Source organism: Alcaligenes sp. YSL9 (genome assembly GCF_030515105.1).
In the GTDB taxonomy this organism is placed as follows: Bacteria; Pseudomonadota; Gammaproteobacteria; order Burkholderiales; family Burkholderiaceae_B; genus Alcaligenes; species Alcaligenes phenolicus.
The window spans coordinates 592474-618682 of sequence record NZ_JALXJU010000002.1 but is presented as its reverse complement, the minus strand read 5'-3'; the positions used below and the strand labels follow the sequence as shown (position 1 = coordinate 618682).

General features: G+C 56.7%; 28 protein-coding genes. 19 read left to right on the top strand and 9 right to left on the bottom strand.

The features are described 5' to 3' along the window. Positions 1–48 precede the first annotated feature (48 nt). From pth to ychF, 3 genes are all read left to right on the top strand, one after another. Positions 49–645, top strand: a complete 597-nt coding sequence (gene pth, locus M2Q46_RS10980) for an aminoacyl-tRNA hydrolase (protein WP_009461083.1) — start codon at positions 49–51, stop codon at positions 643–645. Between the two features lie 3 nt (positions 646–648). After that, on the top strand, positions 649–1470 hold the full coding sequence (locus tag M2Q46_RS10975) for a CPBP family glutamic-type intramembrane protease (RefSeq protein WP_302357234.1): 822 nt from the start codon (positions 649–651) through the stop codon (positions 1468–1470). 131 nt (positions 1471–1601) lie between these two features. Then, a complete protein-coding gene (ychF, locus tag M2Q46_RS10970) occupies positions 1602–2693 on the top strand; it encodes a redox-regulated ATPase YchF (protein ID WP_009461081.1) in 1092 nt (363 codons plus the stop codon). A 144-nt stretch (positions 2694–2837) separates the two neighbouring features. Here the strand turns inward: ychF and M2Q46_RS10965 are convergent, their stop codons facing one another. Beyond that, positions 2838–3635, bottom strand: coding sequence for a helix-turn-helix domain-containing protein (locus M2Q46_RS10965; RefSeq protein WP_115634263.1), 798 nt, complete (start codon positions 3633–3635; stop codon positions 2838–2840). A gap of 96 nt (positions 3636–3731) precedes the next feature. Between M2Q46_RS10965 and M2Q46_RS10960 the strand changes: the two genes are divergently transcribed. The 4 genes from M2Q46_RS10960 to M2Q46_RS10945 all read left to right on the top strand — a co-directional run bounded on the left by M2Q46_RS10960 (position 3732) and on the right by M2Q46_RS10945 (position 8345). Then, positions 3732–4502: a crotonase/enoyl-CoA hydratase family protein gene (locus M2Q46_RS10960; RefSeq protein WP_115634262.1), complete on the top strand. Its 771-nt coding sequence runs from the start codon at positions 3732–3734 to the stop codon at positions 4500–4502. A gap of 103 nt (positions 4503–4605) precedes the next feature. After that, entirely contained in the window at positions 4606–6513 is a 1908-nt protein-coding gene (asnB, locus tag M2Q46_RS10955) for an asparagine synthase (glutamine-hydrolyzing) (protein WP_115634261.1), read from the top strand. A 51-nt stretch (positions 6514–6564) separates the two neighbouring features. After that, complete coding sequence (locus M2Q46_RS10950) at positions 6565–7449, top strand: EamA family transporter (protein WP_115634260.1); 885 nt, start codon at positions 6565–6567, stop codon at positions 7447–7449. A 107-nt stretch (positions 7450–7556) separates the two neighbouring features. After that, positions 7557–8345, top strand: coding sequence for an aminoglycoside adenylyltransferase domain-containing protein (locus tag M2Q46_RS10945; protein ID WP_170978554.1), 789 nt, complete (start codon positions 7557–7559; stop codon positions 8343–8345). A gap of 205 nt (positions 8346–8550) precedes the next feature. On the opposite strand, the gene M2Q46_RS10940 is transcribed toward M2Q46_RS10945, so the two are convergent. Continuing rightward, positions 8551–10164: an ABC-F family ATP-binding cassette domain-containing protein gene (locus M2Q46_RS10940; RefSeq protein WP_302357231.1), complete on the bottom strand. Its 1614-nt coding sequence runs from the start codon at positions 10162–10164 to the stop codon at positions 8551–8553. A 488-nt stretch (positions 10165–10652) separates the two neighbouring features. Between M2Q46_RS10940 and M2Q46_RS10935 the strand changes: the two genes are divergently transcribed. Further along, a complete protein-coding gene (locus tag M2Q46_RS10935; protein ID WP_302357230.1) occupies positions 10653–11294 on the top strand; it encodes a DsbA family protein in 642 nt (213 codons plus the stop codon). Positions 11295–11379: 85 nt separating this feature from the next. Here the strand turns inward: M2Q46_RS10935 and M2Q46_RS10930 are convergent, their stop codons facing one another. Both M2Q46_RS10930 and M2Q46_RS10925 read right to left on the bottom strand, forming a co-directional pair. Beyond that, positions 11380–13179, bottom strand: coding sequence for an autotransporter outer membrane beta-barrel domain-containing protein (locus M2Q46_RS10930; protein ID WP_302357229.1), 1800 nt, complete (start codon positions 13177–13179; stop codon positions 11380–11382). Positions 13180–13439: 260 nt separating this feature from the next. Beyond that, positions 13440–14090 carry a carbonic anhydrase gene (locus tag M2Q46_RS10925; protein WP_022983244.1) on the bottom strand — a complete coding sequence of 217 codons (651 nt, stop codon included), beginning with the start codon at positions 14088–14090 and terminating at the stop codon, positions 13440–13442. 108 nt (positions 14091–14198) lie between these two features. Between M2Q46_RS10925 and cynR the strand changes: the two genes are divergently transcribed. Continuing rightward, complete coding sequence (cynR, locus tag M2Q46_RS10920; RefSeq protein ID WP_009462356.1) at positions 14199–15086, top strand: transcriptional regulator CynR; 888 nt, start codon at positions 14199–14201, stop codon at positions 15084–15086. A 45-nt stretch (positions 15087–15131) separates the two neighbouring features. Here the strand turns inward: cynR and M2Q46_RS10915 are convergent, their stop codons facing one another. Continuing rightward, positions 15132–15668 carry an ureidoglycolate lyase gene (locus M2Q46_RS10915; protein ID WP_302357228.1) on the bottom strand — a complete coding sequence of 179 codons (537 nt, stop codon included), beginning with the start codon at positions 15666–15668 and terminating at the stop codon, positions 15132–15134. A 222-nt stretch (positions 15669–15890) separates the two neighbouring features. Here M2Q46_RS10915 and ccmA point away from each other — a divergent pair, with 222 nt between their 5' ends. Genes ccmA through M2Q46_RS10865 form a run of 10 tightly spaced genes read left to right on the top strand, consistent with a single transcriptional unit; the run spans position 15891 to position 23109 of the window. Beyond that, a complete protein-coding gene (gene ccmA, locus M2Q46_RS10910) occupies positions 15891–16511 on the top strand; it encodes a cytochrome c biogenesis heme-transporting ATPase CcmA (protein WP_115634255.1) in 621 nt (206 codons plus the stop codon). Continuing rightward, entirely contained in the window at positions 16505–17173 is a 669-nt protein-coding gene (gene ccmB, locus M2Q46_RS10905) for a heme exporter protein CcmB (RefSeq protein WP_022983243.1), read from the top strand. Before ccmA ends, ccmB begins: the two co-directional genes overlap by 7 nt. 5 nt (positions 17174–17178) lie before the next feature. Next, the gene (gene ccmC / locus M2Q46_RS10900) at positions 17179–17910 is read left to right on the top strand and encodes a heme ABC transporter permease CcmC (protein WP_009462363.1); all 732 of its coding nucleotides are present in this window, start codon (positions 17179–17181) and stop codon (positions 17908–17910) included. Continuing rightward, positions 17910–18095, top strand: a complete 186-nt coding sequence (ccmD, locus tag M2Q46_RS10895) for a heme exporter protein CcmD (protein WP_080655600.1) — start codon at positions 17910–17912, stop codon at positions 18093–18095. Before ccmC ends, ccmD begins: the two co-directional genes overlap by 1 nt. After that, positions 18088–18537 carry a cytochrome c maturation protein CcmE gene (gene ccmE / locus M2Q46_RS10890; RefSeq protein WP_022983242.1) on the top strand — a complete coding sequence of 150 codons (450 nt, stop codon included), beginning with the start codon at positions 18088–18090 and terminating at the stop codon, positions 18535–18537. The genes ccmD and ccmE overlap by 8 nt, the downstream gene beginning before the upstream one ends. Further along, positions 18534–20501 (top strand): heme lyase CcmF/NrfE family subunit, encoded by a 1968-nt coding sequence (locus M2Q46_RS10885; RefSeq protein ID WP_088451144.1) that lies wholly within the window; start codon positions 18534–18536, stop codon positions 20499–20501. The genes ccmE and M2Q46_RS10885 overlap by 4 nt, the downstream gene beginning before the upstream one ends. Then, on the top strand, positions 20498–21028 hold the full coding sequence (locus M2Q46_RS10880; RefSeq protein ID WP_009462261.1) for a DsbE family thiol:disulfide interchange protein: 531 nt from the start codon (positions 20498–20500) through the stop codon (positions 21026–21028). The genes M2Q46_RS10885 and M2Q46_RS10880 overlap by 4 nt, the downstream gene beginning before the upstream one ends. Beyond that, positions 21025–21498 carry a cytochrome c-type biogenesis protein gene (locus M2Q46_RS10875; RefSeq protein ID WP_302357226.1) on the top strand — a complete coding sequence of 158 codons (474 nt, stop codon included), beginning with the start codon at positions 21025–21027 and terminating at the stop codon, positions 21496–21498. Before M2Q46_RS10880 ends, M2Q46_RS10875 begins: the two co-directional genes overlap by 4 nt. Next, positions 21495–22370, top strand: coding sequence for a c-type cytochrome biogenesis protein CcmI (ccmI, locus tag M2Q46_RS10870; RefSeq protein WP_022983240.1), 876 nt, complete (start codon positions 21495–21497; stop codon positions 22368–22370). Before M2Q46_RS10875 ends, ccmI begins: the two co-directional genes overlap by 4 nt. A 1-nt stretch (position 22371) precedes the next feature. Beyond that, the gene (locus tag M2Q46_RS10865; RefSeq protein WP_170978553.1) at positions 22372–23109 is read left to right on the top strand and encodes a cytochrome c biogenesis CcdA family protein; all 738 of its coding nucleotides are present in this window, start codon (positions 22372–22374) and stop codon (positions 23107–23109) included. 64 nt (positions 23110–23173) lie between these two features. Here M2Q46_RS10865 and M2Q46_RS10860 read toward each other — a convergent pair whose 3' ends face one another. The 4 genes from M2Q46_RS10860 to M2Q46_RS10845 all read right to left on the bottom strand — a co-directional run bounded on the left by M2Q46_RS10860 (position 23174) and on the right by M2Q46_RS10845 (position 26041). Then, positions 23174–23923, bottom strand: a complete 750-nt coding sequence (locus M2Q46_RS10860) for an SDR family oxidoreductase (RefSeq protein ID WP_302357224.1) — start codon at positions 23921–23923, stop codon at positions 23174–23176. A gap of 117 nt (positions 23924–24040) precedes the next feature. Beyond that, the gene (gene ada / locus M2Q46_RS10855; RefSeq protein WP_254002695.1) at positions 24041–25105 is read right to left on the bottom strand and encodes a bifunctional DNA-binding transcriptional regulator/O6-methylguanine-DNA methyltransferase Ada; all 1065 of its coding nucleotides are present in this window, start codon (positions 25103–25105) and stop codon (positions 24041–24043) included. Positions 25106–25335: 230 nt separating this feature from the next. Beyond that, positions 25336–25530, bottom strand: a complete 195-nt coding sequence (locus M2Q46_RS10850; protein ID WP_022983238.1) for a heavy-metal-associated domain-containing protein — start codon at positions 25528–25530, stop codon at positions 25336–25338. A 73-nt stretch (positions 25531–25603) separates the two neighbouring features. Next, entirely contained in the window at positions 25604–26041 is a 438-nt protein-coding gene (locus M2Q46_RS10845) for an Ivy family c-type lysozyme inhibitor (RefSeq protein ID WP_009462247.1), read from the bottom strand. Positions 26042–26209: the final 168 nt, after the last annotated feature.

Below are 26209 nucleotides of genomic sequence, written 5' to 3'. Positions count from 1 at the left end.
TTTGTGCCTGCGCCTTTGCCGGAGCAGGCGCTTTCTGCGAAAACATTCATGTCTGAGCCTATCCGTTTGATTGTTGGCCTGGGTAATCCTGGCCCTGAGTACGAAACCACCCGTCACAATGCGGGCTTTTGGTTGGCAGACCAGTTGGCTGATGATCTGCATGCAACGTTCAACCTGGAAAAATCCTTTTTCTCCTGGGTGGCCAAAGCGCGTTTTGAAGGTGAAAACGTCATCATCGCCAAACCCATTACCTTCATGAACAAGTCCGGGCAAGCCGCCGGTGCCTTGATGCGTTTCTACAAGCTCAAACCCGAACAGGTGCTGGTCCTGCATGACGAACTGGATTTGCTGCCCGGTCAGGTGAAGATGAAAAAAGGCGGTGGGCACGCCGGGCATAACGGCCTGCGCGACATCCAGTCCGCCTTTGGGACACCGGATTTCTGGCGCTTGCGCCTGGGCATTGGTCACCCTCGCACCTTGGGCCTGGCCCAGCAAGTGGTGAACTTTGTACTGCATACCCCTCGCAATGAAGAGCTGCGCGAGATCGAGGACGGTATGAACCGTTGCCGCGTCATGATGCCTGCTTTGCTGCGTGGCGACTTTGAGCAGGCGACCCGCCAGCTTTACGCGCCCCAGAAGGCTTGACGCATGAAGCCAGCGCCAAGCAGCCAGATGCGTTTCCGGGACGAGCTTAAAGATTTCTTTTATTTTCTGCGTCACCCTCGCAGCGCCCGGCGTTTGCCTGGCAGAGTCCAGGGTGACGGCTGGTATCTGGACTGGTTTGCTCCCTTGCCCTGGAAGCGTCTGCTGCAATGGGCGGGCATGCTTTGGCTGATTAATGCGCTGGTACTGGGCCCGATCGCTGTCTCGGTAGCAGGTGTGGGCGGTGCGCAGCATCGCCTGGACCCGACGCGTATTCCCTGGGTGCAAGCCATTATCTGGGCACCCATTGTGGAAGAGCTGGTCTTTCGTTTCGTGCTGAGACGGCCGTCACAATGGCTGACGGTTGTTCCGCTGGCGGTGTTCCTGATGTTTCAGGGACCAGGCTGGTGGTTGATACAAGGCTTGCTGGTCTTGTGCCTGGCTGTCTGGGTTAGCCGTTATACCGGCATGCCACGCCAAGCCTTGCCCGCAGGCAGTAGCTGGTGGCGCAAGCTGGTGGGTGCCTTGCAGGGAAGGGCATGGCGCTTTTCATCCATGCGACGCTATTGGCGTTTCTTTCCCTGGGTGTTTTATGGTGCAACGCTGGCCTTTGGAGCGCTGCATTTGTATAACTTCCAGCTCAACAGTATGAGCTGGTATTTGCTGCCCATGCTGGTGCTGCCCCAATGTTTGACAGGGTTGGTACTGGCCTGGTTGCGAGTGCGTCGAGGCATTGGTGCATCGATCGTGCTGCATGCCATCTTCAATGGTGGCCCGGTCTTGCTGATTATTGGCCTGCTCAAGCTGTTTGACGGCATTCCTGTATAGGCAAGCCCGGGTTTCAAGGCGCTAGCCTGTGTCCCCGGCACGACTGTTCTGACCCGTCTGCAGGCTCTGTAGCGCCCAAGGGCGCTACAATAGCGCATCGTTTATATAACTCTTTGATTTTCAGGATACTCATGGCACTGCAATGCGGCATCGTTGGCTTGCCCAACGTTGGTAAATCCACTCTGTTCAACGCTCTGACCAAAGCCGGCATTGCGGCTGAAAACTACCCCTTCTGCACCATCGAACCGAACGTCGGTGTGGTCGAAGTTCCTGACCAGCGTTTGCAAGATCTGGCCAAGATCGTGAACCCCGAGCGCATTTTGCCTGCCGTGGTGGAATTTGTAGACATCGCTGGTCTGGTCGCCGGTGCTTCCAAAGGCGAAGGCCTAGGTAACCAGTTCCTGGCCAACATCCGTGAAACCGACGCCACCGTGCACGTGGTGCGCTGTTTTGCCGATGACAACGTGATTCACGTTGCCGGTAAAGTGGACCCCTTGGCTGACATTGAAATCATCAACACCGAGCTGGCGCTGGCCGACCTGGGCGTGGTTGAAAAAGCCGTGCACCGTAACCAGAAACTGGCTCGCTCGGGCGATAAAGACGCTGCCAAGCTGGTAGCTCTGCTGGAGCGTATCGAGAAAGCACTGGGCGAAGGCAAGTCCGTGCGTTCGCTGAAGCTGGACGAAGACGAACTGCACCAGATCAAATCCTACGGCTTCATCACCGCCAAGCCCACCATGTACGTGGCCAACGTGAAAGAAGACGGTTTCACCAACAACCCACACCTGGAAGCCGTGCAGAACTATGCTGCCGCTGATGGCGCTCCTGTTGTCGCTGTATGTGCTGCCGTAGAAGCTGAAATCGCTGAACTGGACGACGCTGACAAGATTGAGTTCTTGTCCGATCTGGGCATGGAAGAGCCAGGCCTGAACCGCGTTATCCGCGCCGCCTACAGCCTGCTGGGCCTGCAAACTTACTTCACTGCAGGTGTTAAAGAAGTCCGCGCCTGGACCATCCGCGTGGGCGATACCGCCCCCCAAGCTGCAGGCGTGATCCACACCGACTTTGAGCGCGGCTTCATCCGTGCACAGACCATCGCCTTTGACGACTTCGTAGCCTGCAAGGGCGAACAAGGTGCCAAGGAAGCCGGCAAGATGCGCGCTGAAGGCAAGGAATACGTTGTGAAAGATGGTGACGTGCTGAACTTCTTGTTCAACGTCTAATACCCTAGAGCGTCTTTTGACGTGCAGAGTAAATAGCAGGCCTTTGGATATTCCAAAGGCCTGTTTTTTTATGACGCGTGACGTTGCTCTTAAAGGTTATAAAAAAAGCCAGAAAATTAAGCTAATGAAAAGCGAGCGTTAGACTTAATAAACCGGCACTTCCCTGCTCGTCGCCAGATACTGGCTAGGCGGTTGCCCCAAAGCGCGACGAAAAATAGTAGAAAATGCGCTGGGGCTGCTAAAGCCCAGATCCGAGGCCACTCGGGTGACCGGCTCTCCATTTCCCAAACGAGTAATCGACACCAGCAGGCACATTTGCTGTCGCCAGGCCAGGTACGTCATGCCCATATGCTCCTTGAAGCGACGGGTGAAGGTGCGGCGGCTTAGCATGGCCCAGGCGGCCATCTCATCAGTAGAGATATTCTGGGTGGGATTATCCAGAAAGCGCTGACAGGCGGCCCCGAGTCTGCTGTCAGAGGGCAAGGGGGCACTCAGGCCCAGCCTGGGCATCAGCCGGATTTCTTCTACCAGTAGACCAATGACGTGATGAGTACGTTCGCAATCCGGCCGTTCGGCAGGTAGTTCCATGGCTGCGCTAAAGAGATGTCGCAGCAAGGGCGAGACGCCGAACACCTGGCAGTCGTCAGGCAGTTGCGCCTGTTCGATTGCCTGTCGTGTCAGATAAGTATTCACCATCGTGACATCGCCACGCATATGCATTTCATGCGCCACGCCCGGCGGCACCCACAGTGCCCTTTTGCTGGGCACGACCCAGTTTCCCTTTTCCGTGAACATCGACAAAACCCCCGATGCGGCATAGGCAAGCTGTCCGCACTGGTGCACGTGCTTGGGAAAGATCGACCCTGATGTGAAGGCACGCAGGCTGACTTCCACATCCCAGTTCGAGTTTTCCAGAGGGTAGTCATTCACGGAAATGCTCATGGCCCAATTTTGCCAAAAACTGACCCACTTTTAAAGGTGGGAATCCGGCAGTCCCCATAAGATCAGCAAACATTAATTACTTGGGGATAAGAGGGAATGGACGATTTTGAGTATTTAACGGTGCAGCAGGAAGGTGCGGTGCTGCTGGTGGGTTTGAACCGGCCAGAAAAGCGCAATGCCATGTCCTTGGCGGTGATGCATGAATTGCGTCGTGTTTTTTCCACGATAGGCAGCGACATTGGGGCAGCTGTTCTCTACAGCACCAGCAAGCATTTTTGTGCGGGCCTGGATCTGGGTGAAGTGCGCAATCAGTCGGTGATTGATTGTGTGCATTTCTTCCGTGAGTGGCACGAGACCTTCGAGCTGATTCAGTACGGCAAGGTCCCCGTCGTGGCGGCCATGTCGGGCGCGGCAATTGGTGGTGGACTGGAAATTGCCACGGCATGCCATATCCGAGTGGTCGATGAGACTGCCTTTTTCTCTTTGCCTGAAGGCATGCGTGGTCTTTACGTGGGGGTAGGTGGCTCCGTGCGCCTGCCTCGTCTGGCGGGCTTGAGCCTGATGACGGACATGATGCTGACAGGCCGTAGCGTTTATGCCGAGGAGAGCATCACCAAAGGTATTGCCCAGTATCTGACGCCCGAAGGCGAGGCCCTGGCCAAAGCCAAGGAGCTGGCCAGGACGATTGCCTCCAATCTGCCCATGACCAATTACGCCATTACTCATGTGCTGCCGCGTATCACGGATCAAAGCCAGCAAGACGGTTTGCTGACCGAGGCCTTGATTGCCGCCGTGGTTCAGTCTGATCCGGAAACCAGTGCCAGGCTGGCAGATTTTCTGGACAAGAAAAAGAACAAGGTGAGCTAAGCCCGGCATCAGCAAGAAGCAGAAGTTTCTCAATTAAATCGCCAATCAAGCGATGGCGCTGTGACTTGGCATCAAAAACAAATGAGCAGTAAGGGAGAGCTGTATGTGTGGTTATGTCGGTGTGTTCTCTGCAGTCCCTACGGACTTGCCCCGAAATATGTTTGATCAGGCTTTGCGCGAAATTCACCATCGCGGGCCCGATAGCTCCAGCACCTGGTTTGACCCCATGGGGCAAGTGGGTTTTGGTTATGTGCGACTGGGTTTGGTGGGCCTGGGAAATGGCACCCAGCCTATTGTCGCGGACGAGGGTGATCTGGTTCTGATGGTGAATGGCGAGTTTTATGACTACAAACGCATTCGCAAAGAACTGGAAGACAGTGGTTGCCGCTTTAAAACATCGTCAGACAGTGAAATTGCACTGCATTTGTACCGGCGACATGGTGTGCGTGCGCTTAAAGAGCTGCGCGGCGAGTTCTCGATTCTGTTGTATGACCGTGCACGTCGCCAACTGATTGCGATCCGGGACCGGATCGGGGTCAAGCCCCTGTACTACGCCGAGCATAATGGCCGATGGTACTTCGGCTCCGAGATCAAAGCCTTGCTGGCAGCTGGTGTGCCGGCTCAGTGGGATGAGGATTCGTACGCGAATCGCTATTTCATTTTGCGCGATCGTACCGTGTTCCAGAAGATCCGCAGCGTGCGACCAGGCTCTTGGCTGATCGTGGATCAAAGCGGCGTTCAGACCGAGAGCTATTGGGATTGGAGCTTTCCGGATTCAGGCCAGACTCTGGAAGCGCGCTCTGAACAAGAGCAGATTGAGGGGCTGCGCGCAGTGGTCGAGGAGTCGGTCAAACTGCGTCTGCATGCGGATGTACCAATTGGGGTTTGCCTGAGTGGTGGCCTGGACTCTTCAGCCATGCTGGGCATGTGCACGCAATTGCAAGGTCAGCAGCTGCAAGCATTTCACCTGTCTTTTGAGGGTGAAGAGGGTTACGACGAGCGCCATTTTGCCGAGATTGCTGCCCGGCATAACCAAGCACACATGAATGTGCTTAGCGTCAGCTCCAATGACCTTGCAGACAATTACGAACATGCTCTCTGGCACGCTGAAGTGCCCTTCACCAATGCTCATAGCGTAGGCAAGTACCTATTGTGCAAATTTGTACAGAGCAATGGGATGCGAGCCGTTATTACCGGCGAAGGGGCAGACGAGGTGTTTGCCGGTTATCCCCATAGCCGCCGTGACATGCTGTTGTACGACAACCAGGGGCAGGACCAGACCGTAGTGTCCGAGTTGTTGCAGCAGATGGGGGCAGGTTCTGGCCGTTATCTGGATAGTCAGGAAGTAGGGACGGCCTGGGTGAATCGCGAGTTGGGACACAAAGTCTCCTGGCTGGATGGGCAGGCCGGAATTTTTGATCCTTTGGCCAGCCTGTACAGCACGGGCTTTATGGACAGAAATGCGTATCGCGATCCTTATGGCCAGTTCTATAACCGCCTCAAGCCGCATTCCTTTGCGTCCTGGTCGCCTGTGAATCGGGCCCTGTATATGGTGGCCAAATCCAGTTTGCCCAATCTGGTGCTGACGTCGCTGGGTGACCGCATGGAGATGGCAGGCAGTCTGGAGGGACGTCCTCCGCTGCTGGATCACCGTGTCGTGGAGTATGCGTGCAACCTGTCCATTCCCATGAAAGTACGCGGCAAAACGGAGAAGTACGCCTTGCGTGAAGCAATGCGGCCTTACCTGCCTGCTGAAATCTACGAGCGCAAAAAACAGTACTTCCGTGCGCCGCCAGCCAGTCTGGCACCTCAGTCGCGGCTGCATCAGTTTGTCAGTGACACCCTTCATAGCGATCTCTTGAATCGGGTGCCCTTTTTCGATGCCGGTCGAGTCAGAAATTTCCTGAAGAAAATCCCCACGCTTTCTAGTGAGCAGCGCTTGTCTGCTGATCACTTGTTGATGGAAATCGCGGGGCTTTGCCTGATGCAGAAGCGGTTTTCAATCAACTAGTGGAGCAGGCCGGGGGAATTGACCCCCCGGCCTCGTCTGGAGCTGTCGGACATGCAAAAAAAACACCTGATTCTTGCCATTTTGGTCACTCTGGTTTGGGGAGTGAATTTCCCGATCACCAAGCTGGGCTTGCTTTCCATGGAGCCTTTTCTGCTTACGGGGATACGTTTTACTCTGGCGGCCTTGCCGCTGGTGTTCTTCATTCCCAGACCCAATATCCCGTTTCGCTATGTGGTGATTTATGGCTTTATTTTTGGCCTGGGCATGTGGGGGATTATCAACTATGGCATTCAGGTGGGTGTCCATCCGGGCGTGGCCTCGCTGCTGATTCAGCTTAGTGCCTTCTTTACGATGGGCTGGGGCGCTTTGCTGTTCAAGGAACGCTTGCGAGCGACGCAACTGCTGGGAGCCTTGATCGCGTTTGTGGGCCTGGTGGGCATTATCTTGTCTCAGGGTGGTGGGGATGCCACCTTCGGGCTGGTGCTGGTTGTGTTGAGTGCCGTGTCCTGGAGTATCGGGAATGTGATCATCAAACTGTCCGGTGTGAAGGAGATTTTCTCGTTCATGGTGTGGGCCAGCCTGTTTCCACCTATTCCACTTTTTCTGGTTTCGTACTGGCTGCACGGGGCCGAACCCTTCACGACTCTGCCAGAGGCGATCAACCTGATGTCGGTCATGTCGATTCTGTTTCAGGTTTATCTGGCTACGCACTTTTCTTACTGGGGCTGGAATTCCTTGCTCAAGCTGTATCCGGTGTCCACGGTAGCCCCCTTGTCCTTGCTGATTCCGGTGTTTGGTTTGGGCAGTTCCATGCTGATATTGGGCGAGCAAGTAAGTTTTGTTGAGGCCTTGTCGATCAGCGCGATTATTGCGGGTCTGGCCTTTGGGCTTTATAAAGGGCCAGTGCGTCCGGTTTCGTATCCAGCGACGCGCTAAGAGTTTGACGGGCAGTCGGGGTTTGTGAGGGTGCATGGCAGGAAGGGGCCACCAACCTTGATGGCTGTCTTATGTCGCTAATCCTGTTTTTGAAGAGACTTTGTTGAATGCTGGATTCAGAAAATCCAAACAACCAGTTGCGCGCTACCTTGGAACTCGTACAAAAAATCTTGACCCCTAATGTGCAAGCTCTTTATCTGCACGGTTCCGCTGTGGCCGGAGGGCTCCGGCCACATAGCGATCTGGATATATTGGCGGTGGTTGATGCTCCCCTGTCAGATGAACAGCGTCAGGATCTGATTGCAGCTTTATTGTCTGTTTCAGCCCCTCATCCGGCCACGCCTGGTGGTCCGCGTTGTATCGAGCTGGTGGTGTGTCGTCTGGCAGATCTTCAACGCAATGTTCATCCGGCCAAGGTGGAGTTTATTTACGGTGAATGGCTGCGGGATGCCTTCAAGGAGGGCTACTTGTCCGACGCCTCTGCTGACCCGGAATATACCTTGCTCTTGGCCCAGGCCCGCCAGCAGGCGCAGTTGTTATGGGGGAGCGATGTGCTGGCAGATGTTCCGGCTACACCGATCGAGCATATACGCCAGGCAATGCGGGATGGTGTAGATCCCTTGCATGAAGGGCTGCGTGGAGACGAGCGCAATGTTCTGCTGACCTTGGCGCGCATGTGGCGAACAGGTGTTCATGGGGATTTTGTGACTAAAGAGCAGGCAGCAGAGTGGGCTATTCCCAGGCTGTCCGCGGAGCTGGCAAAGACCTTGGAATATGCGCGTCTGGCGTATGTCGGTGAGGTGGTTGATCGTTGGGATACGAGGGGTGAGGAAGCAGAGCGTTTGGCAAGGGAACTACTTGGGAACCTTAGGCAGACTTTGTACGAGTGCATCTAAAATCATGCAGCTTCGATGCTTTGGAAAGCGTCAGGTTTTTCGCGTAAAGACAGTGAATTTGAAGTGATAGTTCAATTCATTAAGCGCAGCAGCTTCAAAACCTTGTTATTAGTGGGCAATTGCTCCGGAATTCGGATCTCGGATCCACCGCCATCAGTGTTTGCAGTCAAGATAGCGGGGGCGAGTCACTTATGTTTTTGCTCCGCTACCAAGGCCGTAATTTCCAGCCTTCTTCACTAAATTCCAGCCGTTCCGTCAGCCCAAGATTGTTCATGAAGGCATCGTCGTGCGAGACCACCATCAGCGTGCCCTGGTAGCTGCTCAACATGGTTTCCAGGGCCAAGGTTGAAGGCAGATCCAAATGGTTGCTGGGTTCATCCAGAAGCAGCAGTTGTGGCGGAGGATCCGCGTACAGCACGCAGGCCAGGGCGGCTTTCAGGCGTTCGCCACCGCTCAGGGCAGCGCTGGGGCCGGTGACTTTTTGGGCGTCCAGTCCCAGTTGTGCCAGACGCATGCGCAAGTCGCCTTCGCTGCTTTTGCGGTTGACGGCCTGTATCTGCTCCAGCACGGTTTGCTGTGGATCCAGATCGGCCAAGCCCTGATCCAGATAAACATGTTGTGGCACTACTTTGCAGTGGCCTGAAACGGGTGCCAATTGGCCTGCAATGACCTTGAGTAGCGTGGATTTCCCGCATCCGTTCGGGCCTATGACACCTATCCGTTGCTGGCCGCTTAGTAGCATCGAGATTGGGGTTTGGTCTACCGGGGCAAAAGGGAGCTTTACTTCATCCAGCTCCACAACGCGTTGGCGGCTTAGCGGCACCAAGGGCAGGGCATGCAGATTGATGGCGCTGTCCTGTTCGATCAACTCGGCCGCTTCCTGCACGCGTTGCGCTAACTGCTTTTGAGCCGTCACGTGTTGTTGACGCAGTTTGCCGGTGGTGGCTTCACTGCGGCCCTTTTGCCTGTCCAGCAGGATTTTGGCCTGATTGGCCTGCTTGCCCTGTTGATTGCCACGTGCCTGTCTACGCTCCTGACGTTGACGCTGCTCTTGCATGGTGCTTTCTGCGCGCTGACGCTCCAGCTTGCGGTGCTCAAGCTGGTCCATGGCGCTTTGCTGCTCCAAGGCTTTCTGCTCGGCGTAGTGGCTGTAATTGCCGCCATAGCTACGTAGCCCCAGGGAAGACAGCTCCACAATGTGCTCCATCGTGTCCAGTAGTTGGCGATCATGGCTGATGACCAGCAGGCCATGGGGCCAGTGTCGTAGCTGCTCAATCAGCGCAAGCCGGTTGTCGCGATCCAGGTGGTTGCTGGGTTCATCCAGAATCAGGAAATCGGCCTGAGACAGCAAGGCATTGATTAGCGACACCCGCATGGCCTGGCCGCCGCTTAATGTTTCGGCAGGCGTCTCGGCAGTCAGATGACCCAGGCCATTGCGCTCCAGCGCTTCCTGCAATTGCTGTCGAATATCCCAACGGTCTTCGATCAGATTGAAGTCTTCTACGGCGCTACTGCCGGATTCAATCCGGGCAAGGGCGTCCAGTGCCGGTTTTACGCCCGCCAGATCGGCGACGCGCAAGCCGCTGACAGAAGCCACTTGCTGCGCCAGATAATGCACTTTTCCCGAGCGCAGGCAACGGCCGCTGCCAGGCTGAATTTCTCCGGCCAGGATTTGAGCCAGAATGGTTTTGCCCACACCGTTGCGTCCGACAAGGCCAGTGCGCCGCGAGTCGAAGGTTTCGTTCAGTTGGGAAAACAGGGTCTTGCCTTGCGGCAAGGTATAGGACACGCTTTCCAGCGTCAGATAAGGATTCGTCATGCGTAATGCTTCCATTAATGCCAGGAACTCCCCCTGCGTTGTGGGGGCTGGTGGAGACTGGCCGTCAAAGAGACGGCGGCATTAGTGGCGCATTGGACGAATACCTCACGGGAAATGAATCGAAGCCACACTATAAAAGCATTGTGCCGGGAAGGTAAAGCCGGTCGGGCTCTCAAGGGAGCCATGAAGGTCGTGTGATTCCAACACAGGAGCGGGTTTGGGCTCAGAAGCCTGGGCTTGTCTCACAGTTTTGGGATCTTGTTTTACAAGCTTCAGCGCGGTGAGGCCTGTGCTGCTGCAGGCCGCTTGAAATATTGAGCCGCGAGAGGCTGCCACCTGTCAGGAAATGAAGTTTATTTCCTGACGTTTATTCAATAAAGTGGAGTCCTCGTCTTTTTATCCTCTGTGTCATTTCATGTCTGGGGGCTAGGATCAGGAGTGCCGTTTCTCTCCCATTCCGGGAAGCCACACCATTTTGAAGGAATGTCATGAACACATTCAATTTACCCGCTCGTTCGATTGTGTATGTGCAGGATGTGTATTGCGGTTGGTGCTGGGGCTTTGCCGAACGCATGGTCGAGTTCGAGGCGGCCAATAAGCACCGCATTCCTTTTACTGCTATCTCGGGTGGCTTGTTCGTGGGTGACCGGGCTGCGCCCATGTCCCGCTACCCTTATATTTCCGAATCCAACGAGCGCATCGCGCAAATGACGGGGGCGACGTTTGGGGCTGCTTATAAAGCCTTGGCAGAGGAGGGCTCGACTGTCATGGATTCACTGGAAGCGGCCACGGCCTTGGCGGTGCTGCGAGCGCAAGATCCGGAGCAGGCCATTCATTGGGTGCACGAGTTGCAGCAGGCTTTCTACTTGAACGGACGCAGCTTGTCTGATCAGGAGGTCTGCCTGGGAATCGCTGCTGCCAATGGCCTGGATGTAGATGCTGTGCGACGCCATTTGACTGACGGTTCAGGCCGGGAACAAGCCTTGGCTGATTTTGCCCTGGCTCGGGCTTTAGGCGCGCAATCCTATCCGACCTTGCTGTATGTGGATGGTCGAAAAGTGACTAAGCTACCGGCGGTTGGTACTCCTTTGGAAACGCTGAATCAGACCCTGGATTCCTTGTTGGGCTGATCAGCAGATCGGTACGTAAAGCAGATTGAAATTGCGGCATCCTGGCCAGGCCAGGATGCCGCAATAGTTGTGAAGACTTGCCGACTTAGAAGCGGTAAGCCGTATTCAGGTACAAGGCTGTTTGAGCGCTGGTGCCTTTACCAACCTGGGTGCTGACACCGGCTCCCAGCGTCCAGTTATTGCTTAGCTGACCCGTCGCACCCAATTCCAACAGGCCTGTGTCACGCACGCGCTCTTGATCCGTAGGCAGATAAAAGTGGTGGTGGTTGTAGACGCCGTCCTGCAAGCGTGCGCCCAGCAGCTCTGCCGGTTTCTTGAATTCATGCAGCCACTGTGCGGAGGCATGAACGGCCCACTGATTGCTGACAGCAACATTGATCTGGTAACCGAGGCTGCTTTGTACCGAAGTCTGGTCCTGAGCATCAAAACCCATGGAGGTAGACAAACCTCGGCCATCTTCCGACAGAGCCTTGATCTTGGATTTCTGCATGCTCAGGCTTAACAACGGGCCATGGGTGACGGCACCGGCCTGCCAGTCGTAACCCGTGCTGATCTTGCCGCCGTATTGGCTGCCACCTGCTTTGGCCTGGTGCTCGCGCGTGGCGGCACCCAGACGGATATGACGGCGGGTTTTATTGTCTAGATCGCTGTAGAAAAGCTGGGCGTTCACCCATAGATTCTCGGCCTGCCAGCGGCCGTACAGACCAGCGGACTGACGCTTCTGGCTATAAGTGCCTTTTTCGTCCGTATCGCCATCCAGATTGTCGTAAGACAGGTAGGCACCGACCGTCCAATCAGCCAGACGCTTATCCAAACCCAGCTTCCAGGCTGCCTGCGTGCCATCCAGACGTGAGTTCGCACTGCTGCCATTGCGCGTGATGGCCTCTCCCTGGAACCAGACTGCCAGATCCCTGTCTTGTGACGAACTGACGGTTTGCAGACGACGGTCAATGTGCTGCATTTGCATCTGCCCGGCGGTATTGGCTGCGGAGGCCAGCATGGCTACCTGACTGGGGGCGCTGACGACAGCGTGGGCATAGTCGGCAATAACAGCATGGCCGCCTGACGTGGGGTGGACACCATCAGCAAACAGATAGTTCTGGTCTGCACCAGGAGCCACCAGATCGGCAGGCGTACACAGGCGAGAGGACACACTGCCGCAAGCTGCTGTATTGACGTTGCTGAAGCCGTAGGCCTGCGGGTCGGCAGCCACTTCATGCAAGAGTGCCGAGACGTTCAAGGGAATGATATTGGCAGAGCTGGAACTGAGCTGCTGGGTAAACGCCTGGTTGTAGCTGTCACTGAGCAAGGTGGCGATACCCGCGCTGATAGGGGAGCCGGCGAACTCTGGAGTCATGCCCAGATCAGGAATGTTGGGGACCAGAATGTAGCGAGCGCCCGCTTGCGATAGCGTGTTGATCAAGGCGGCTTGATTGCCGACGGAATCAGCCACGATTTGGGACATATTGAACGGATCTTTTACGGCGGCAAACAAGTCATTTGCGCCACCCCAGACGGTGTACAGGGCCTGTCCGTCCAGGCGTCCATTGTGCATGGCCAGCAGTTGAGCGGTCTGCGTGGTCATGGCGGGCAAAGGGGGATTAGTGGGGCTGGGAGGCTTGCTGGGATCCAGCAGCTCATCGACAGCCACGCGGGCTCCGCCGACGGCATAGTTGTTACCACCTTGGCTGCTAGGGGCCGCGTCGGTTCCCAGTTTCTGAGCCAGTACCTGGGACCAGACCTGGCCAGGATTGGTGGTAAAGCGCGAGCCGAACTGCCCACTGTCAGTCAGGCTGTCGCCGATAAAGTAGGTGTTGGAGAAGCCTTGTGCCTGTGTCCCGGCATGCAAGGCCATCAAGGCCAGGGCAAGACATGTTTTTTTCATTGTTCAGCCATTAAAAAAGAGTCTCCGAGCGGCATGTTCTGAACAGCGCTTTGCTTGTTATATCCTGATGTTCAAGATGAACGCGCGACCCGGATGGAACAGAGGGATGAAAAGATCATCGGTTCAGGACCATCATAGTGGGGAGGCGTTTATTCCTGACACAGACAGGCACAGGTTTTTGAGGGGGGGATAAACGTAGGCAGGTAGCAAAAAAAACGCCATGCAAATGCATGGCGTTTTTTATTTTGTCCGCTAGGAACTTATCGGCGTACCAAGGGAGCAGCACATACATCCGGGTTGTCAGCCAGGGACACAAATTTCATGCTGCCACCGTCATAGGCGTCGATCGTGCCCGACTCAATGTCGTAGACCCAGCCGTGCAGGGTCAAGCGGCCTTCGGACATGGCCAGACGCACGGAAGGGTGAGTCTGGATATTGGCCAACTGGGCCACCACGTTCTCACGCACCATGGAAGAGATGCGTTCCTGCTCGTTGGCGTGGGTGCGGGCTTCATTCACCAAGCGGGCCGAGTCGGCGTAGCGTAGCCAGTGTTCTACAGCGGGCATATGGTCCAGGCACTGACAGGAGGCAATGGCGGTCATGGCACCACAATCCGAGTGTCCACAAATCACGACGTCGGATACACGCAGGGCGGACACGGCGTATTCCACGGAGGCGGTCACACCACCGGGTTCCGGACCATAGGAGGGAACGATGTTGCCAGCGTTACGAATCACGAACAGATCGCCGGGTTCACGTTGTGTTACCAGCTCGGGGACCAGACGGCTATCGGAGCAAGAGATAAACAAAGCGCGGGGGTTTTGTTGTGTGGCCAGATTTTTGAAGAGCTTGGCGCGCTTGGGATAGGCTTCCCGTTGGAATTTCAGGAAACCGTCGATAATGTCTTTCATCCTTGTCCTTGTAGTTCGGCTTGGATAGAAGATTAACCCTTCAGGGTCATAAGGTAAAATACCGATTTCTGATGCTTTGCATTGGGTTTGCTTATAGAAGGGTCCCTTGTGCTTTTGCGCCATCTTAATTATTTTCTGGCGGTTGCCCAGTATCAAAGCTTTACCCGCGCCGCACGCGCCTTGCACGTGTCTCAACCGGCCTTGTCTCAGCAGGTACGCCAGCTGGAAGAACATCTGGGCGCACAACTGTTTGATCGCACCGGACGTCTTGTGCGTTTGACGGATGCGGGCGAGGTCTACTTGCGCTATGCCCGGCAAGCCTTGCAGGATCTGGAAGAGGGGCGGCGGGCCTTGCATGACGTCAGCGATTTGAGTCGAGGCTCCTTGCGAGTGGCGGTGGCGCCTACCTTTACGTCTTACTTGATTGGCCCTTTGGTGGAAGCCTTTTACCGACGCTATCCCAATGTGCGCCTGGTGGTGCAGGAAATGCTGCAGGAGCGTGTGGAAACGCAATTGGTCGAAGACGAGCTGGATATTGGTATCGCTTTTGAAAAGCCGACTTCGGCTGCCGTGGAGTTTCAGCCTTTACTGGTGGAGACGCTGGCGTTGGTGATGAGCCGCACGCACCCCTTGGCCGAGCGCCGCAGCATCGATAGGGATACGCTGATGCGTGAGTCTTTGGTTTTGTTGACGCCCGAGTTCGCCACGCGTGGGCAGATCGAACGCCATTGCCGTCAGCATGATCTGGATTTGAAGGTTTCGATGGAGTCGAACTCGCTCAATGCCGTGATCGAGGTGGTTCGGCGCACGGGTCTGGCGACCTTGTTGCCTGCCGCGATTGCCGGCAATAGCGAGTATTTGGTGGCTGTGAGTCTGGACCCGGCCCCGCCGCAACGGCGGGCCATTTTGATGCAGCGCAAGGGCGCCTATCAATCTGCTGCAATGCGCGCCTTTATTGAGCTGGCGCTGAAATACGGCGCGGCATCGACGTTTTGATGCGGGTGTCGGGCAGAGCGATGGTCGCGCTCTGCTGCGGGCACCTTATAGCGCCACCACCACGCTTTGTTCCAGAGGACGCAACTCGCTTTCCGTGGCGGGTTCGCCCTCGTTCAAATGGGCGACCAGATCTACCGTGGTAGAGATGCGCGTCAACATCAGACAGGCCACTTCACCCCCAGCAACCCGACTGCTGTGCCAGCAACCGGGTCGCATGCACACACCTTGTCCTTGAGGGATACGGAAGGCTTTCAGGGTGGACAGATCCGGGCCGCCTTCGGCTTTGCTTTCGGCCACGATATGGACTACTTCGCCAGTCAGCGGGATCAGTGCCTGTTGCGTCAGCAGGTGGTTTTCCAGGGTCGTGATGTTGGGGTCTTGAATGCGGTAATTCACCCATAGCACTTCGGTCTGACCGCTTGGACCTGTGTCAAACGCATGTTCGTGCCAGAAGTCAGTGGCGGCATTGCTGAAGGCGGCCGTCGCCGGCGCCGTGGCCAGACCTTTACCCAACATCCAGCCATAAGGAGCAAAAGCCTCGGGGCTGAGGGGCTGGGGAGTCAGGGTGATTGGGGTGCTCATGGTTTATTGCTCAAAGAAAGTACTAAGGCAGCATCTTATCAAGAATGCAGCCTTGAACCCGGATTGGCCTAGATCAATAAGCTTGAGTTTCTCGTGGGTATTGTGGAACTAAGTAAAACATCCCCTGTCTTGAAGAGGGCTCGTCTTTACTTAGCGAGCTAAGCAAGCCGCCTTTTTTCAGGGGCGGCTTCGCTCTGTTTGCTTTCTTGACAAGGGGTTGCTGTGCTTCAAGCTGTTTCGCTGACCTGTAGACGGGGCCAGCGTCGTGTGTTCTCCGAGCTGAGCCTAAGGCTTGAAGCTGGCCAATGTTGTTTGGTCAGTGGGCCCAATGGCAGCGGCAAAACCAGCTTGTTGCGTATCCTGGCCAATATCGCCCAGGCCGACGAAGGCCAACTGATCTGGCACGGCCGTCTCGTGCAAAGCAATGATAGCGATTACCGACGGCAGCTGGTGTATGGCGGGCATGCGCCGGGGCTTAATGGCAGCTTGTCGGTGCAAGAGAATCTGGACAGCCTGCTCATGCAGGATCGTGTGCCGCTGGAACAGGGGGCTTGTGATCAGGCTCTGTTGGCTGGCGGTTTGCTGGCTTACCGTCGCGTGCCTGTACGGCAACTGTCAGCCGGACAACGTCGCCGCGTGTTTCTGGTGCGCCTGTCCCTGAGCAATCGCCCCTTGTGGATTCTGGACGAGCAGCTGACTGCGCTGGACAGCGCCGGTCAGAAGTTTCTGGGCGAGTTGATTGCGCAGCATCTGCATAAGCAGGGCGCTGTCATTCTAACTAGCCACCAGACCTTGCCCTGGGATTTGAAGGTGCAGCACCTGGATTTGGGGCAGGCATGTTGAGTCTCTTTTTAGCCTTGATGAAGCGTGAGTGGCGCCTGGCGATGCGTCGCCCCGGCGATGTCCTGATTCCACTGGTTTTCTTTTTGGTGGTGTGCAGCCTGTTTCCCTTGGGTGTGGGGGCGGATGCGGCCTTGCTGTCCAAGATGGCGCCTGGCGTGCTGTGGGTGTCGGCCTTGCTGGCCACCATGCTGTCGCTAAGCCGCCTGTTTGAACAGGACGAGCAGGATGGTGCACTGGAGCAGGTTCTGTTTTCTCACCTGCCGCTTAGCCTTTGGGTTTTGGGCAAGGTGCTGGCACATACCTTTTTGACAGGCTTGCCCTTGCTTTTGCTGGCTCCGATTCTGGGGCTGCAATTCAGTCTGCCTACGTCCAGCCTGGGCGTGCTGATGCTGTCCCTGGCGCTGGGCCTGCCCGTTCTGACCTTGTTGGGGGCGATTGGCGCGGCTCTGGTGTTGGGCCTGCGCTCGGCAGGGGTTTTGCTGGCTTTATTGATTTTGCCCTTTTACGTGCCCGTGCTGGTTTTCGGGGCGGGGGCGGTGCAAGCGGTTCAGGCCGGATTGGGTGCGCAAGCGCATCTGTCCGTTCTGGCCGCTTTTTTACTGTTGGCTTTGTTCTTTGCGCCACCTGCTACGGCAGCGGCGTTGCGCCTTGCTCTTGAGTAAATTCCATGAACTTTCTGTATCGCTACGCCGCTCCTCAAAACTTCTATGTTCTGGCCGGGCGCATTATCCCTTGGGCTGCCATCCTGGCCTTTCTGCTGTTTCTGGTCGGCGCTTATGTAGGCTTCTTTTTGGCCCCTACCGACTTCCAGCAAGGCGAAGGCTATCGCATCATTTTCCTGCATGTGCCCGTGTCCTGGATGTCCATGCTGATCTATCTGGCCATGGGCTTCTGGTCCTTGATCTGCCTGGTTTTCAATAGTCGTACCGCCGCCATGATGGCAGCCGCGCTGGCCCCGACCGGGGCGATCTGTACGGTCTTGTCCCTGGTCACCGGAGCCCTGTGGGGTAAGCCTATGTGGGGCGCCTGGTGGGTCTGGGATGCCCGTCTGACTTCCGAATTGTTGCTGCTGTTCTTGTACATGGGTTTCATGGGCTTGCGTGGTGCCATCGACGACCCGCGCCGGGCGGACAAAGCCGCTTCCATCCTGGCCTTGGTCGGGGTGGTGAATGTGCCCGTTATCTATTTCTCGGTGCAGTGGTGGAACACCTTGCATCAGGGGGCTTCGGTATCGCTGACCAGCTCGCCATCCATGGCCACCGTCATGCTGACAGGCATGTTGCTGATGAGTCTGGCCATGTGGTGCTACAGCATTGCTATCGCACTGTACCGGGTGCGCAATTTGATTCTTGAACGTGAGGCGCATACCGCCTGGGTTCGCAACTTGACGGAGGGCTGATGATGCATTGGTCGAGTGTGGGCGATTTTTTCGCTATGGGCGGCTATGCCGTGTATGTGTGGGGCTCGGTGCTGGCCTGTACCGTGTTGATGCTGGGTGAAGTGCTCAGCGTCCGGGCAGGGCGGGCACGGGCCTGGCAGCGGGTACGTGATGAGCGCGCCCTGGGGGACCAGCGCCATGACTAAGCGACAAAATCGTCTGGTCCTGATTCTGGGCGCATTGATCGTGTTGGGGGCGGCAACCGCCCTGATCCTCAATGCCTTCCAAAGCAGCCTGGTGTTCTTTTTTACCCCTACTGAAGTCAGCCAGGGGCAAAGCCCTGAAAACCGGACCTTCCGGGTGGGCGGCATTGTGCAGATGGACAGCATTCGCCGTGGTGGCGCCCAAGGCATGGCCGTGAACTTTGTGGTGACAGACGGCGCGGCCCAGGTGCCTGTCAGCTATACGGGAATTTTGCCGGACCTGTTTCAAGAAGGGAAAGGCGTGGTGGCCCAAGGTCGTTTGAACGAACAGGGCCATTTTGTGGCGGAAGAAGTGCTGGCCAAGCACGATGAAAACTACATGCCGCCCGAGGCCATGCATGCCATGGAGCAGGCCGAGCGCGCGAAACAAGGAGCCCAGCCATGATCCCGGAGCTTGGACACTTTGCCCTGATTCTGACTTTTGTACTGGCGCTGGCCCAAGGCATTGTGTCCTTGTATGGTGCCTGGCGTGGCAATTTGGCCTGGATGGCTTTTGCACGTCCCGCAGCCCGCTGGCAATTCGGTTTGGTGGCCTTCAGCTTGCTGTGTCTGGCCTGGTCCTTTGTGAGCTTTGATTTCTCTGTTGCCTATGTGGCGCAGAACTCCAGCACTAAACTGCCTTTGTTCTACCGCATTGCTGCAGTGTGGGGCGGGCATGAGGGCTCGCTGCTGCTCTGGATGTTCATGCAAACGGGTTGGGCCTTTGCTGTCAGCATTTATTCGCGTTCCTTGCCGGAAGCCATGCTGGCCCGTGTGCTGGGCGTCTTGGGTCTGATTACCGCCGGTTTTCTGCTGTTTGTGTTGATTAGCTCCAACCCCTTTGAGCGCATGTTCCCGGTTCCGGCCGAAGGTCTGGATCTGAACACGCTCTTGCAGGATATTGGCCTGATTGTTCACCCTCCCTTGCTGTATATGGGCTATGTGGGCTTTTCGGTGGCCTTTGCTTTCGCGATTGCCGCTTTGCTGGCAGGCCGTCTAGACGCCAGTTGGGCGCGTTGGTCACGTCCCTGGACAACCTCGGCCTGGCTTTTTCTGACCTTGGGTATTGCCGTAGGTAGCTGGTGGGCCTATTACGAGCTGGGTTGGGGCGGCTGGTGGTTCTGGGACCCGGTAGAGAACTCCTCCTTTGTGCCCTGGTTGGCGGGTACCGCCCTGATTCACTCGTTGGCGGTCACGGAGAAACGTGGCAGCTTCAAGAACTGGACCGTGTTGCTGGCAATCAGCACCTTCTCGCTGTCCATTTTGGGCGCTTTCCTGGTGCGCTCCGGCGTGCTGACGTCAGTACACGCGTTTGCTACAGATCCGGCCCGAGGTGTGTTCATTCTGAGTCTGTTCGCCGTCATTGTGGGCAGCTCCCTGATCCTGTTTGCCTGGCGCGCACCGCGTGTCGGAGCAGGTGGGCAGTTTGCCGTGGTGTCGCGTGAGTCCTTGCTGCTGGTCAACAACGTTTTGCTGGTAGTGGTGACGGGCACGGTGCTGTTGGGGACCTTGTATCCCCTGATTATGGATACGCTGGGCCTGGGCAAAATCTCCGTGGGGCCACCTTATTTCAACAAGGTGTTTGTGCCTTTGATGATCCCGGCTCTGGTTCTGATCGTGTTTGGCGTCATGGCGAATTGGAAGCGTGCCAGCATGATGGATATGGTGCGCCAACTGGCCCTGGTGATCGTGTTCAGTATCGTGCTGGGTGCAGCCATTCCTTTGCTGTACGGCCAGTGGCAGGGCACTGCCGCCTTGGGCGCGGGTCTGGCCATGTGGATTGTTTTGGGCAGCTTGTTTGATGTGGTCAAGCGTGTGCGCGCCACGCGGTCCGGCGTGTTCTCGCAACCACGCAGTTGGCTGGGTCAGCACTTGGCCCACATCGGGGTCGCTGTCTTTGTCCTGGGGGTGACCATGGTCAGCCACTACGAGACAGAAACCGATGTCTTGTTGCAGCCCGGTCAGACGGCGCAGGTGGGCGCGTATGACGCGCGCTTCCAGGGCGTGCGTATTGTGCCCGGCCCGAACTATTCAGCCGAACGCGGCACGGTAGAACTGCTGCAGGATGGCAAGGTGGTGTCCACCTTGTATCCGGAAAAGCGCACCTATCTGTCCTCGGCCTTGCCTATGACGGAATCGGCCATCAACGCCAATGGTTTGCGTCATATTTACGTGGCGCTGGGCGACAACTTTGATCAGGGCGGTTGGAGTGTTCGTCTGTACTACAAGCCTCTGGTGGACTTTATCTGGCTGGGTTGTTTGCTGATGGCCTTGGGCGGTGCACTGGCAATCAGTGATCGACGCTATCGCGCCAAGCAAACCCGCGCCGCTGTGCAAAACAAAGCTATGAATACGCAGGTGCAGGCATGAACCGTTTTACTGTTCCCTTGATCGGGTTTGTACTGTTGCTGGTATTTCTGGGCATTGGTTTGACCTTGAAGCCCAGCGAAGTGCCTTCGCCCTTGGTCGATAAACCGGCCCCAGCGTTCAGCCTGCCTCAATTGCACAATCCCGAAGCCAGTTTTTCGGGGGAGCAAATGAAGGGACGCGTCTGGTTGCTGAACGTGTGGGCCTCGTGGTGCTACCCGTGCCTGACCGAACATGCTTTCATCAAAGAGCTGTCCACCAAACACAAGGTGCCGATTGTGGGCTTGAACTACAAGGACGTACCTGAAGAAAGCCGCGAGTGGCTGCTACGCAATGGCAATTCTTATGAGGTCTCTGTCATGGACAGGGACGGTCGTGTGGGCATTGATTTCGGCGTGTACGGTGTGCCGGAAACCTTTGTGATCGACAAGCAGGGTATTGTGCGCTTCAAGCACATAGGCCCCGTGTCGCGTGAATCCATGGAGGAAACCTTGTTGCCTTTGATCCGTCGTTTGGAGCAGCAGCCATGATGATGCGTCAATGGATGGCGGCCTTGATGGCCAGTGTGTGGTTTCTGGTGCCGGCGGCGCAGGCCCAGTCGGGGGGGCAGGGTGCCCAGGAATCGGTGATGCTGGAAATTGCGGCCGAGCTGCGTTGTCTGGTGTGCCAGAACGAATCCATTGCGGCATCGCGTGCCGAGCTGGCGGTGGACTTGCGTCAGCAGATCATGGAGCAGTTGGGGCAGGGGCGCAGCCCCGATCAGATCCGCACGTATATGGTGGATCGCTATGGCGACTTCATTTTGTATCGCCCGCCCTTTAAATCCACCACCTTGCTGCTCTGGTTCGGGCCAGCTCTGTTATTGCTGACTGGCTTTCTGGTTTATGCCTTTACGCTGCGCCGTCGACGCCGCGCGGGTGATGACACGGCCTTGACCGAGGAACAACGTCGTCAAGCCGATGCTCTCTTGCAGGGCTCTTCTCGGGATGAACAATCGTGACTATTGTTTTTTATATTGTGGCCGCGCTACTGGTGCTGCTGTGCGCGGTGTATTTGATGTTGAGCGTCAAGCGCAAGCCCGCCGTGCAGCGTGTGGTTGAACACAAGCAGGCCAATTTGGCAATTCTGCGTGAGCAGCTCAAGGAAATCGAACGGGACAAGCAGGCCGGTGTCTTGTCTGCTCAGGACTTTGAACAGGCGCAGATGGATTTGCGCCAGCGTGTGCTGGAAGAAAACGAAGGGCTGAAAACGGAATCTGTGCAGCAAGCAGGCGCACCGAAGTTGGCCTGGACCTTGATGGTCAGCATCCCGGTCGCGGCTATCGCCTTGTACTTTTATCTGGGAAATCCGGCCATGCTCGATCCTGCCGCCGTGCAGCAGCAGGCCAACGCACAGCCCGTGGATATTGAGGCCATGGTGGCCCGTCTGGAGCAGCGTCTGAAAGAAAACCCGGACGATCCGGGCGCCTGGTTGATGATGGCCCGTTCGCATCGCTATTACGGCCGCCATCAGGAAGCGACACAGGCGTATGCCAAGGCCATGGCCGTGGTGGATGGAGACCCGACGGCATTGGCTGAATATGCTGAATCCATGCTGCTGGCCGGTGTCGATACCTTGGACGGTTTGCCGGGTCGTTTGGTCAAGCGATCGCTGGAGCTGTATCCCGAAGAGCCATTGGGCTTGATGCTGGCCGGCGCTGCCGCTTTGCATAAAGAGGAGTATCCGGCTGCGATCGACTACTGGCAGCGTTTGCTGGCGCAGTTTCCACCCGATTCGGAAACCGCCAAGGTCGTGAACCAGGGCTTGCAACTGGCGCGCGAACGTATGCGTATGCCGGCCGCCCCTGCAGCGGAACCTGCCACGGCCCCTTGATATGGAAATAGTGTCTTTGGATTTGGGCCTGATCGCCCTGATAACGGCGTTTCTGGCGGGGATGGCTTCGTTTCTCTCCCCCTGCGTCTTGCCCTTGGTTCCCGGCTATCTGTCTTATCTGGCCGGGGACGGGCAGGTGTATACGCAGGTCAAGCGCAGCCAGCTACTGGGCCGCAGCGTTTGTTTTGTGGCTGGCTTTTCGCTGGTTTTTATCGCCTTGGGAGCCAGCCTCTCTTACCTTGGTCAGCTGTTGATGGCCTATCGCTATGAGTTGAATGTGGCGGCAGGTGTCATGGTGGCTTTGGCGGGCTTTAGTGTGATGGGGGTGCTGCGCATGCCCTTGAGTCTGCAACGCTACTATCGCTTTGAATCCGGCAAAGCGGCAGGCCCTGGCGGGGCAACGGTAATGGGGCTGGCGTTCGGCTTTGGCTGGACTCCCTGCATCGGCCCGATTCTGGCGGGCATTTTGATGATGGGAGCCAGCACGGCCAGTGCGGGCAAGGCCAGTATCCTGTTGTCCGTCTACGCTTTGGGTCTGGGCGTACCTTTCATCTTGGCCGCCTGCTTCCTGACCCCCTTCTTGCAGCGCATGACCCAGATCAGGAAGATCGGGCGCTATGTGCGCTGGGGGGCGGGTCTGGTGCTGATTGTGATGGGTTGGGCCATGGCAACCGGCGAGCTGGCGCGGTTTGCTATCTGGGTGCTCAAGACCTTCCCGGTGTTAGGGCAACTGGGCTAACAAGCCTCAGTATTTGCCTGTTATCAGTGTGGTGCTTCATCAGCTATCAGGAAGCACCGCATTGTCACTTCACGGCCGCATTGCCACCATCCGCGAACAAGGCGGAGCCGGTCACAAAACTGGACATGGGGCTGGCCAGAAAGAGCGCTGCGGACGCAATTTCTTCAGGTTGGGCGATTCGCTTCATGGCGTGCAGCCCCGCCGCCCAATCCTTGGTGCTCTGATCTCCGGCAATGTCTGTGTCAGTTCCGCCAGGCAAAAGAGCGTTGGCACGTATACCTTGCGCCGCATAGTCCGCCGTGATGCCTTTGACCAGCCCCATGAGCGCCGCTTTAGCGGCACCATAAGCGCTCATACCGGGCAGGCCGACACTGGTACCTACAAAGCTCGATGTGAAAACAATCGAGCCGCCTCCGCGATGGAGCATGGCCGGAATCTGGCTACGGGCACCCAGAAAGGCTGCCTCAAGATTGGTATTCAGTGTTGCTTGCCATTCTTCCAGTGTCATCTCGGCCAGCGGCTTGAGGGCACCGACAATACCGGCGTTATTGATCGCAATATCCAGCCCACCGAATCTGCTGGTCGCGGCTTCGATCAGTTGCTCATGGGTTTCAGCCTGCGTAATGTCCCCCGTCACAAACTCGGCACGGCCGCCAGACTGCCGGATCTCCTTGGCGACGGCCTCAAGCAATGCGCCACGCCTTGCCGTAAGAACAAGTGCCGCTCCCTGCTCAGCAAACTTCAATGCGATGGCGCGTCCAATACCAGAGGATGCGCCGGTAACAAGGGCAACCTTTCCATCAAGCAAAGCCATGAGTGAAATCTCCTGTATTTCTATTGGGAGCTCACATCGTATGTGTCCTGGCCTGACGGGGAACTCCGTTTCTTGCCTTCAAAACCCGTTCTTGATGATTGGGCAGGCAGCCAACTATCAGTCTTGTACTTCGCGGCGTAGCAGTTCACGTTTTCGGTCTATCCCCCAGCGGTAACCGGCCAGATCGCCATCTCGGCGTACGACGCGGTGGCATGGGATGGCCACGGCAATGTGGTTGTTGGCGCAAGCCTGGGCCACGGCACGCACAGCTTTGGGCGAGCCTATGCGTTCGGCGATGTCGGTGTAGCTGACGGTGACGCCTGGCGGGATCTCACAGAGCGCGCGCCAGACTCGTTCCTGGAAGGCCGTTCCTTGTACATCCAGTGGCAGGTGCAAGCCAATAGAGGGCGTTTCGATGAAGCCCACGACTTGAGCGATCAATTGCTCGAACTCGCCGTCGCAGCCGATGATTTCGGCTTTGGGAAACTGATCTTGCAGGTCACGAACCAGTTGATCGGGATCGTCGCCCAGCAAGATGGCGCAGATGCCGCGTTGGCTTTGGGCTACCAGAATCGCTCCTAGAGAGCACTGACCTACAGCGAAACGGATGACAGCACCGGCCCCTCCAGCCCGGTAGTCCCGTGCACGCATGCCTAACAACTGTTCAGAGGCTTCGTAGAATCGGCTGTTGGAGTTGAATCCGCTGTCGTAGATCGCATTGGTGATGGTCGTATCCGGACTGCTCAGTTCCTCGCGCAGTCTGCGAGCACGATAGGCCGAGCTGTATGCCTTGGGCGTCAAACCTGTTTCGGCTTTGAACAGCCGATGAAAATGGAAGGGGCTTTTGCCCACCGCGGCTGCCAGCGTGTCCAGCGATGGCGGCGTCTCCGAAGTTTCGATCAGGCGGCAGGCACGAGCCACGATGGCGGCCCGTTCGGCTGCGGTGCTGGTTTGAGAGCCATGGGCCCTACGGCTATAACGATAGCCTGCCGCTTCAGCGCTCTGGGGCGAATCGAAAAATTCGACATTCTCGCGCTTGGGCAACCGTGTTGTTGAGCTGGGTTGGCAGTACACGCCTGTGGTACGCACCGCATAGACGAACTGGCCATCGGCAGCGGGGTCTCGCGCCTGCACAGCCGCCCAGCGCTGATCGTCGGTTTTGTAAGCAGGGTTCGTAGTCATAGGGCAGGGATCCTGACATCATCAATTACGAAGCCAGAATACGCGGGTCTTTCATCGCAAGCACTCCGATTCTTGCGGTCAATATTGACAGACCCGGCTGACACCACACAAGAGCCTGTCAGTTGTTGACGGTATGTGCGTGCTAAACGAAGCAGTATGAAAAAAAGGCCGGTATCAACCGGCCTTTTTGTTGGCTCTGAAGCGCTGGCACCGTGAAAGGCGCGCCGTGCTTACAGGGCGCTGGGGGTGTAACCCGCTTCTTCAATCACTTTCAGGGCTTGTGCGCCATCCAGACCTTGAACGGTAACCTGGTGTTTTTCCAGATCCGTGCTGACGGTGGCTTGAGGGGCGACAGCCTGAATGGCTTCAGTGATGCTGCGTACACAGTGGCCGCAGGTCATGTCGGGTACGGAGAAGGTGGACATAGCTGACTCCTTTGATAAAAACAATGGAGTCAGCTTAAGGCTTGCCACGGGGGCAAGGTCAAGTGCTGTTTTTTTAAAACAGGGCCGGTGACATCAGGCGGATCTGATCAAACTCGGGATTGCCCAGCCATTGAATCTGGCTGCTGGCCAAACCTGGGCCTGATTCCTTGTTTTCCACAAAAGCACCGTAGGAGATGGTCTGCTTTTGGGTGTCCAGTAGCACTACGTAGCTGGAGCTAGTGCAGTCATGGGGTTTGCAGCCCTGGAAAACCTGGTAGTCGCGGCCATCCAGAGACACGGTTTCGCCCGGCGAAGCCGTACCGAAATCTTTAACCCAGCTGGCGTTTTTGGCGACGTCCTGCATCAGGCTCTGATACTGCTGGGCCACTTGCTTGTTGGACTTGGCCAGGTCAGCCAGATAAACGGATTCCGAGGACTGTGCATTGCTCAGGAAAGGGGCGAGCAGGGCGCTGCCAAGGACAAGGCGGCACAGAGAATGGGAAATACGCATGGGATCTCCAATAATGAGGCGAGCCCTCAGTTTAGCAGCGCGCTTAGTGCGGGATTGTTAACAAAATCAAGGAAAACCTGCATAAACGGCTATCCCTACAGTCGTTATAGTGCTTATCCGTCCATGGGATTGGCACGGGGCTTTGTTCCCTGTCGAATTACCAGGGCA

Coding starts and splice junctions, on each gene's coding strand:
- M2Q46_RS10975 (WP_302357234.1), top strand. CDS start 649: ATGAAGCCAGCGCCAAGCAGCCAGATGCGTTTCCGGGACGAGCTTAAA.
- M2Q46_RS10945 (WP_170978554.1), top strand. CDS start 7,557: ATGCTGGATTCAGAAAATCCAAACAACCAGTTGCGCGCTACCTTGGAA.
- M2Q46_RS10915 (WP_302357228.1), bottom strand. CDS start 15,668: ATGAGCACCCCAATCACCCTGACTCCCCAGCCCCTCAGCCCCGAGGCT.
- asnB (WP_115634261.1), top strand. CDS start 4,606: ATGTGTGGTTATGTCGGTGTGTTCTCTGCAGTCCCTACGGACTTGCCC.
- M2Q46_RS10930 (WP_302357229.1), bottom strand. CDS start 13,179: ATGAAAAAAACATGTCTTGCCCTGGCCTTGATGGCCTTGCATGCCGGG.
- M2Q46_RS10960 (WP_115634262.1), top strand. CDS start 3,732: ATGGACGATTTTGAGTATTTAACGGTGCAGCAGGAAGGTGCGGTGCTG.
- M2Q46_RS10935 (WP_302357230.1), top strand. CDS start 10,653: ATGAACACATTCAATTTACCCGCTCGTTCGATTGTGTATGTGCAGGAT.
- pth (WP_009461083.1), top strand. CDS start 49: ATGTCTGAGCCTATCCGTTTGATTGTTGGCCTGGGTAATCCTGGCCCT.
- M2Q46_RS10940 (WP_302357231.1), bottom strand. CDS start 10,164: ATGACGAATCCTTATCTGACGCTGGAAAGCGTGTCCTATACCTTGCCG.
- M2Q46_RS10850 (WP_022983238.1), bottom strand. CDS start 25,530: ATGTCCACCTTCTCCGTACCCGACATGACCTGCGGCCACTGTGTACGC.
- ccmB (WP_022983243.1), top strand. CDS start 16,505: ATGTTGAGTCTCTTTTTAGCCTTGATGAAGCGTGAGTGGCGCCTGGCG.
- M2Q46_RS10965 (WP_115634263.1), bottom strand. CDS start 3,635: ATGAGCATTTCCGTGAATGACTACCCTCTGGAAAACTCGAACTGGGAT.
- M2Q46_RS10885 (WP_088451144.1), top strand. CDS start 18,534: ATGATCCCGGAGCTTGGACACTTTGCCCTGATTCTGACTTTTGTACTG.
- M2Q46_RS10875 (WP_302357226.1), top strand. CDS start 21,025: ATGATGATGCGTCAATGGATGGCGGCCTTGATGGCCAGTGTGTGGTTT.
- ada (WP_254002695.1), bottom strand. CDS start 25,105: ATGACTACGAACCCTGCTTACAAAACCGACGATCAGCGCTGGGCGGCT.
- M2Q46_RS10865 (WP_170978553.1), top strand. CDS start 22,372: ATGGAAATAGTGTCTTTGGATTTGGGCCTGATCGCCCTGATAACGGCG.
- M2Q46_RS10950 (WP_115634260.1), top strand. CDS start 6,565: ATGCAAAAAAAACACCTGATTCTTGCCATTTTGGTCACTCTGGTTTGG.
- M2Q46_RS10925 (WP_022983244.1), bottom strand. CDS start 14,090: ATGAAAGACATTATCGACGGTTTCCTGAAATTCCAACGGGAAGCCTAT.
- M2Q46_RS10860 (WP_302357224.1), bottom strand. CDS start 23,923: ATGGCTTTGCTTGATGGAAAGGTTGCCCTTGTTACCGGCGCATCCTCT.
- ccmC (WP_009462363.1), top strand. CDS start 17,179: ATGAACTTTCTGTATCGCTACGCCGCTCCTCAAAACTTCTATGTTCTG.
- ccmE (WP_022983242.1), top strand. CDS start 18,088: ATGACTAAGCGACAAAATCGTCTGGTCCTGATTCTGGGCGCATTGATC.
- ychF (WP_009461081.1), top strand. CDS start 1,602: ATGGCACTGCAATGCGGCATCGTTGGCTTGCCCAACGTTGGTAAATCC.
- M2Q46_RS10845 (WP_009462247.1), bottom strand. CDS start 26,041: ATGCGTATTTCCCATTCTCTGTGCCGCCTTGTCCTTGGCAGCGCCCTG.
- ccmD (WP_080655600.1), top strand. CDS start 17,910: ATGATGCATTGGTCGAGTGTGGGCGATTTTTTCGCTATGGGCGGCTAT.
- M2Q46_RS10880 (WP_009462261.1), top strand. CDS start 20,498: ATGAACCGTTTTACTGTTCCCTTGATCGGGTTTGTACTGTTGCTGGTA.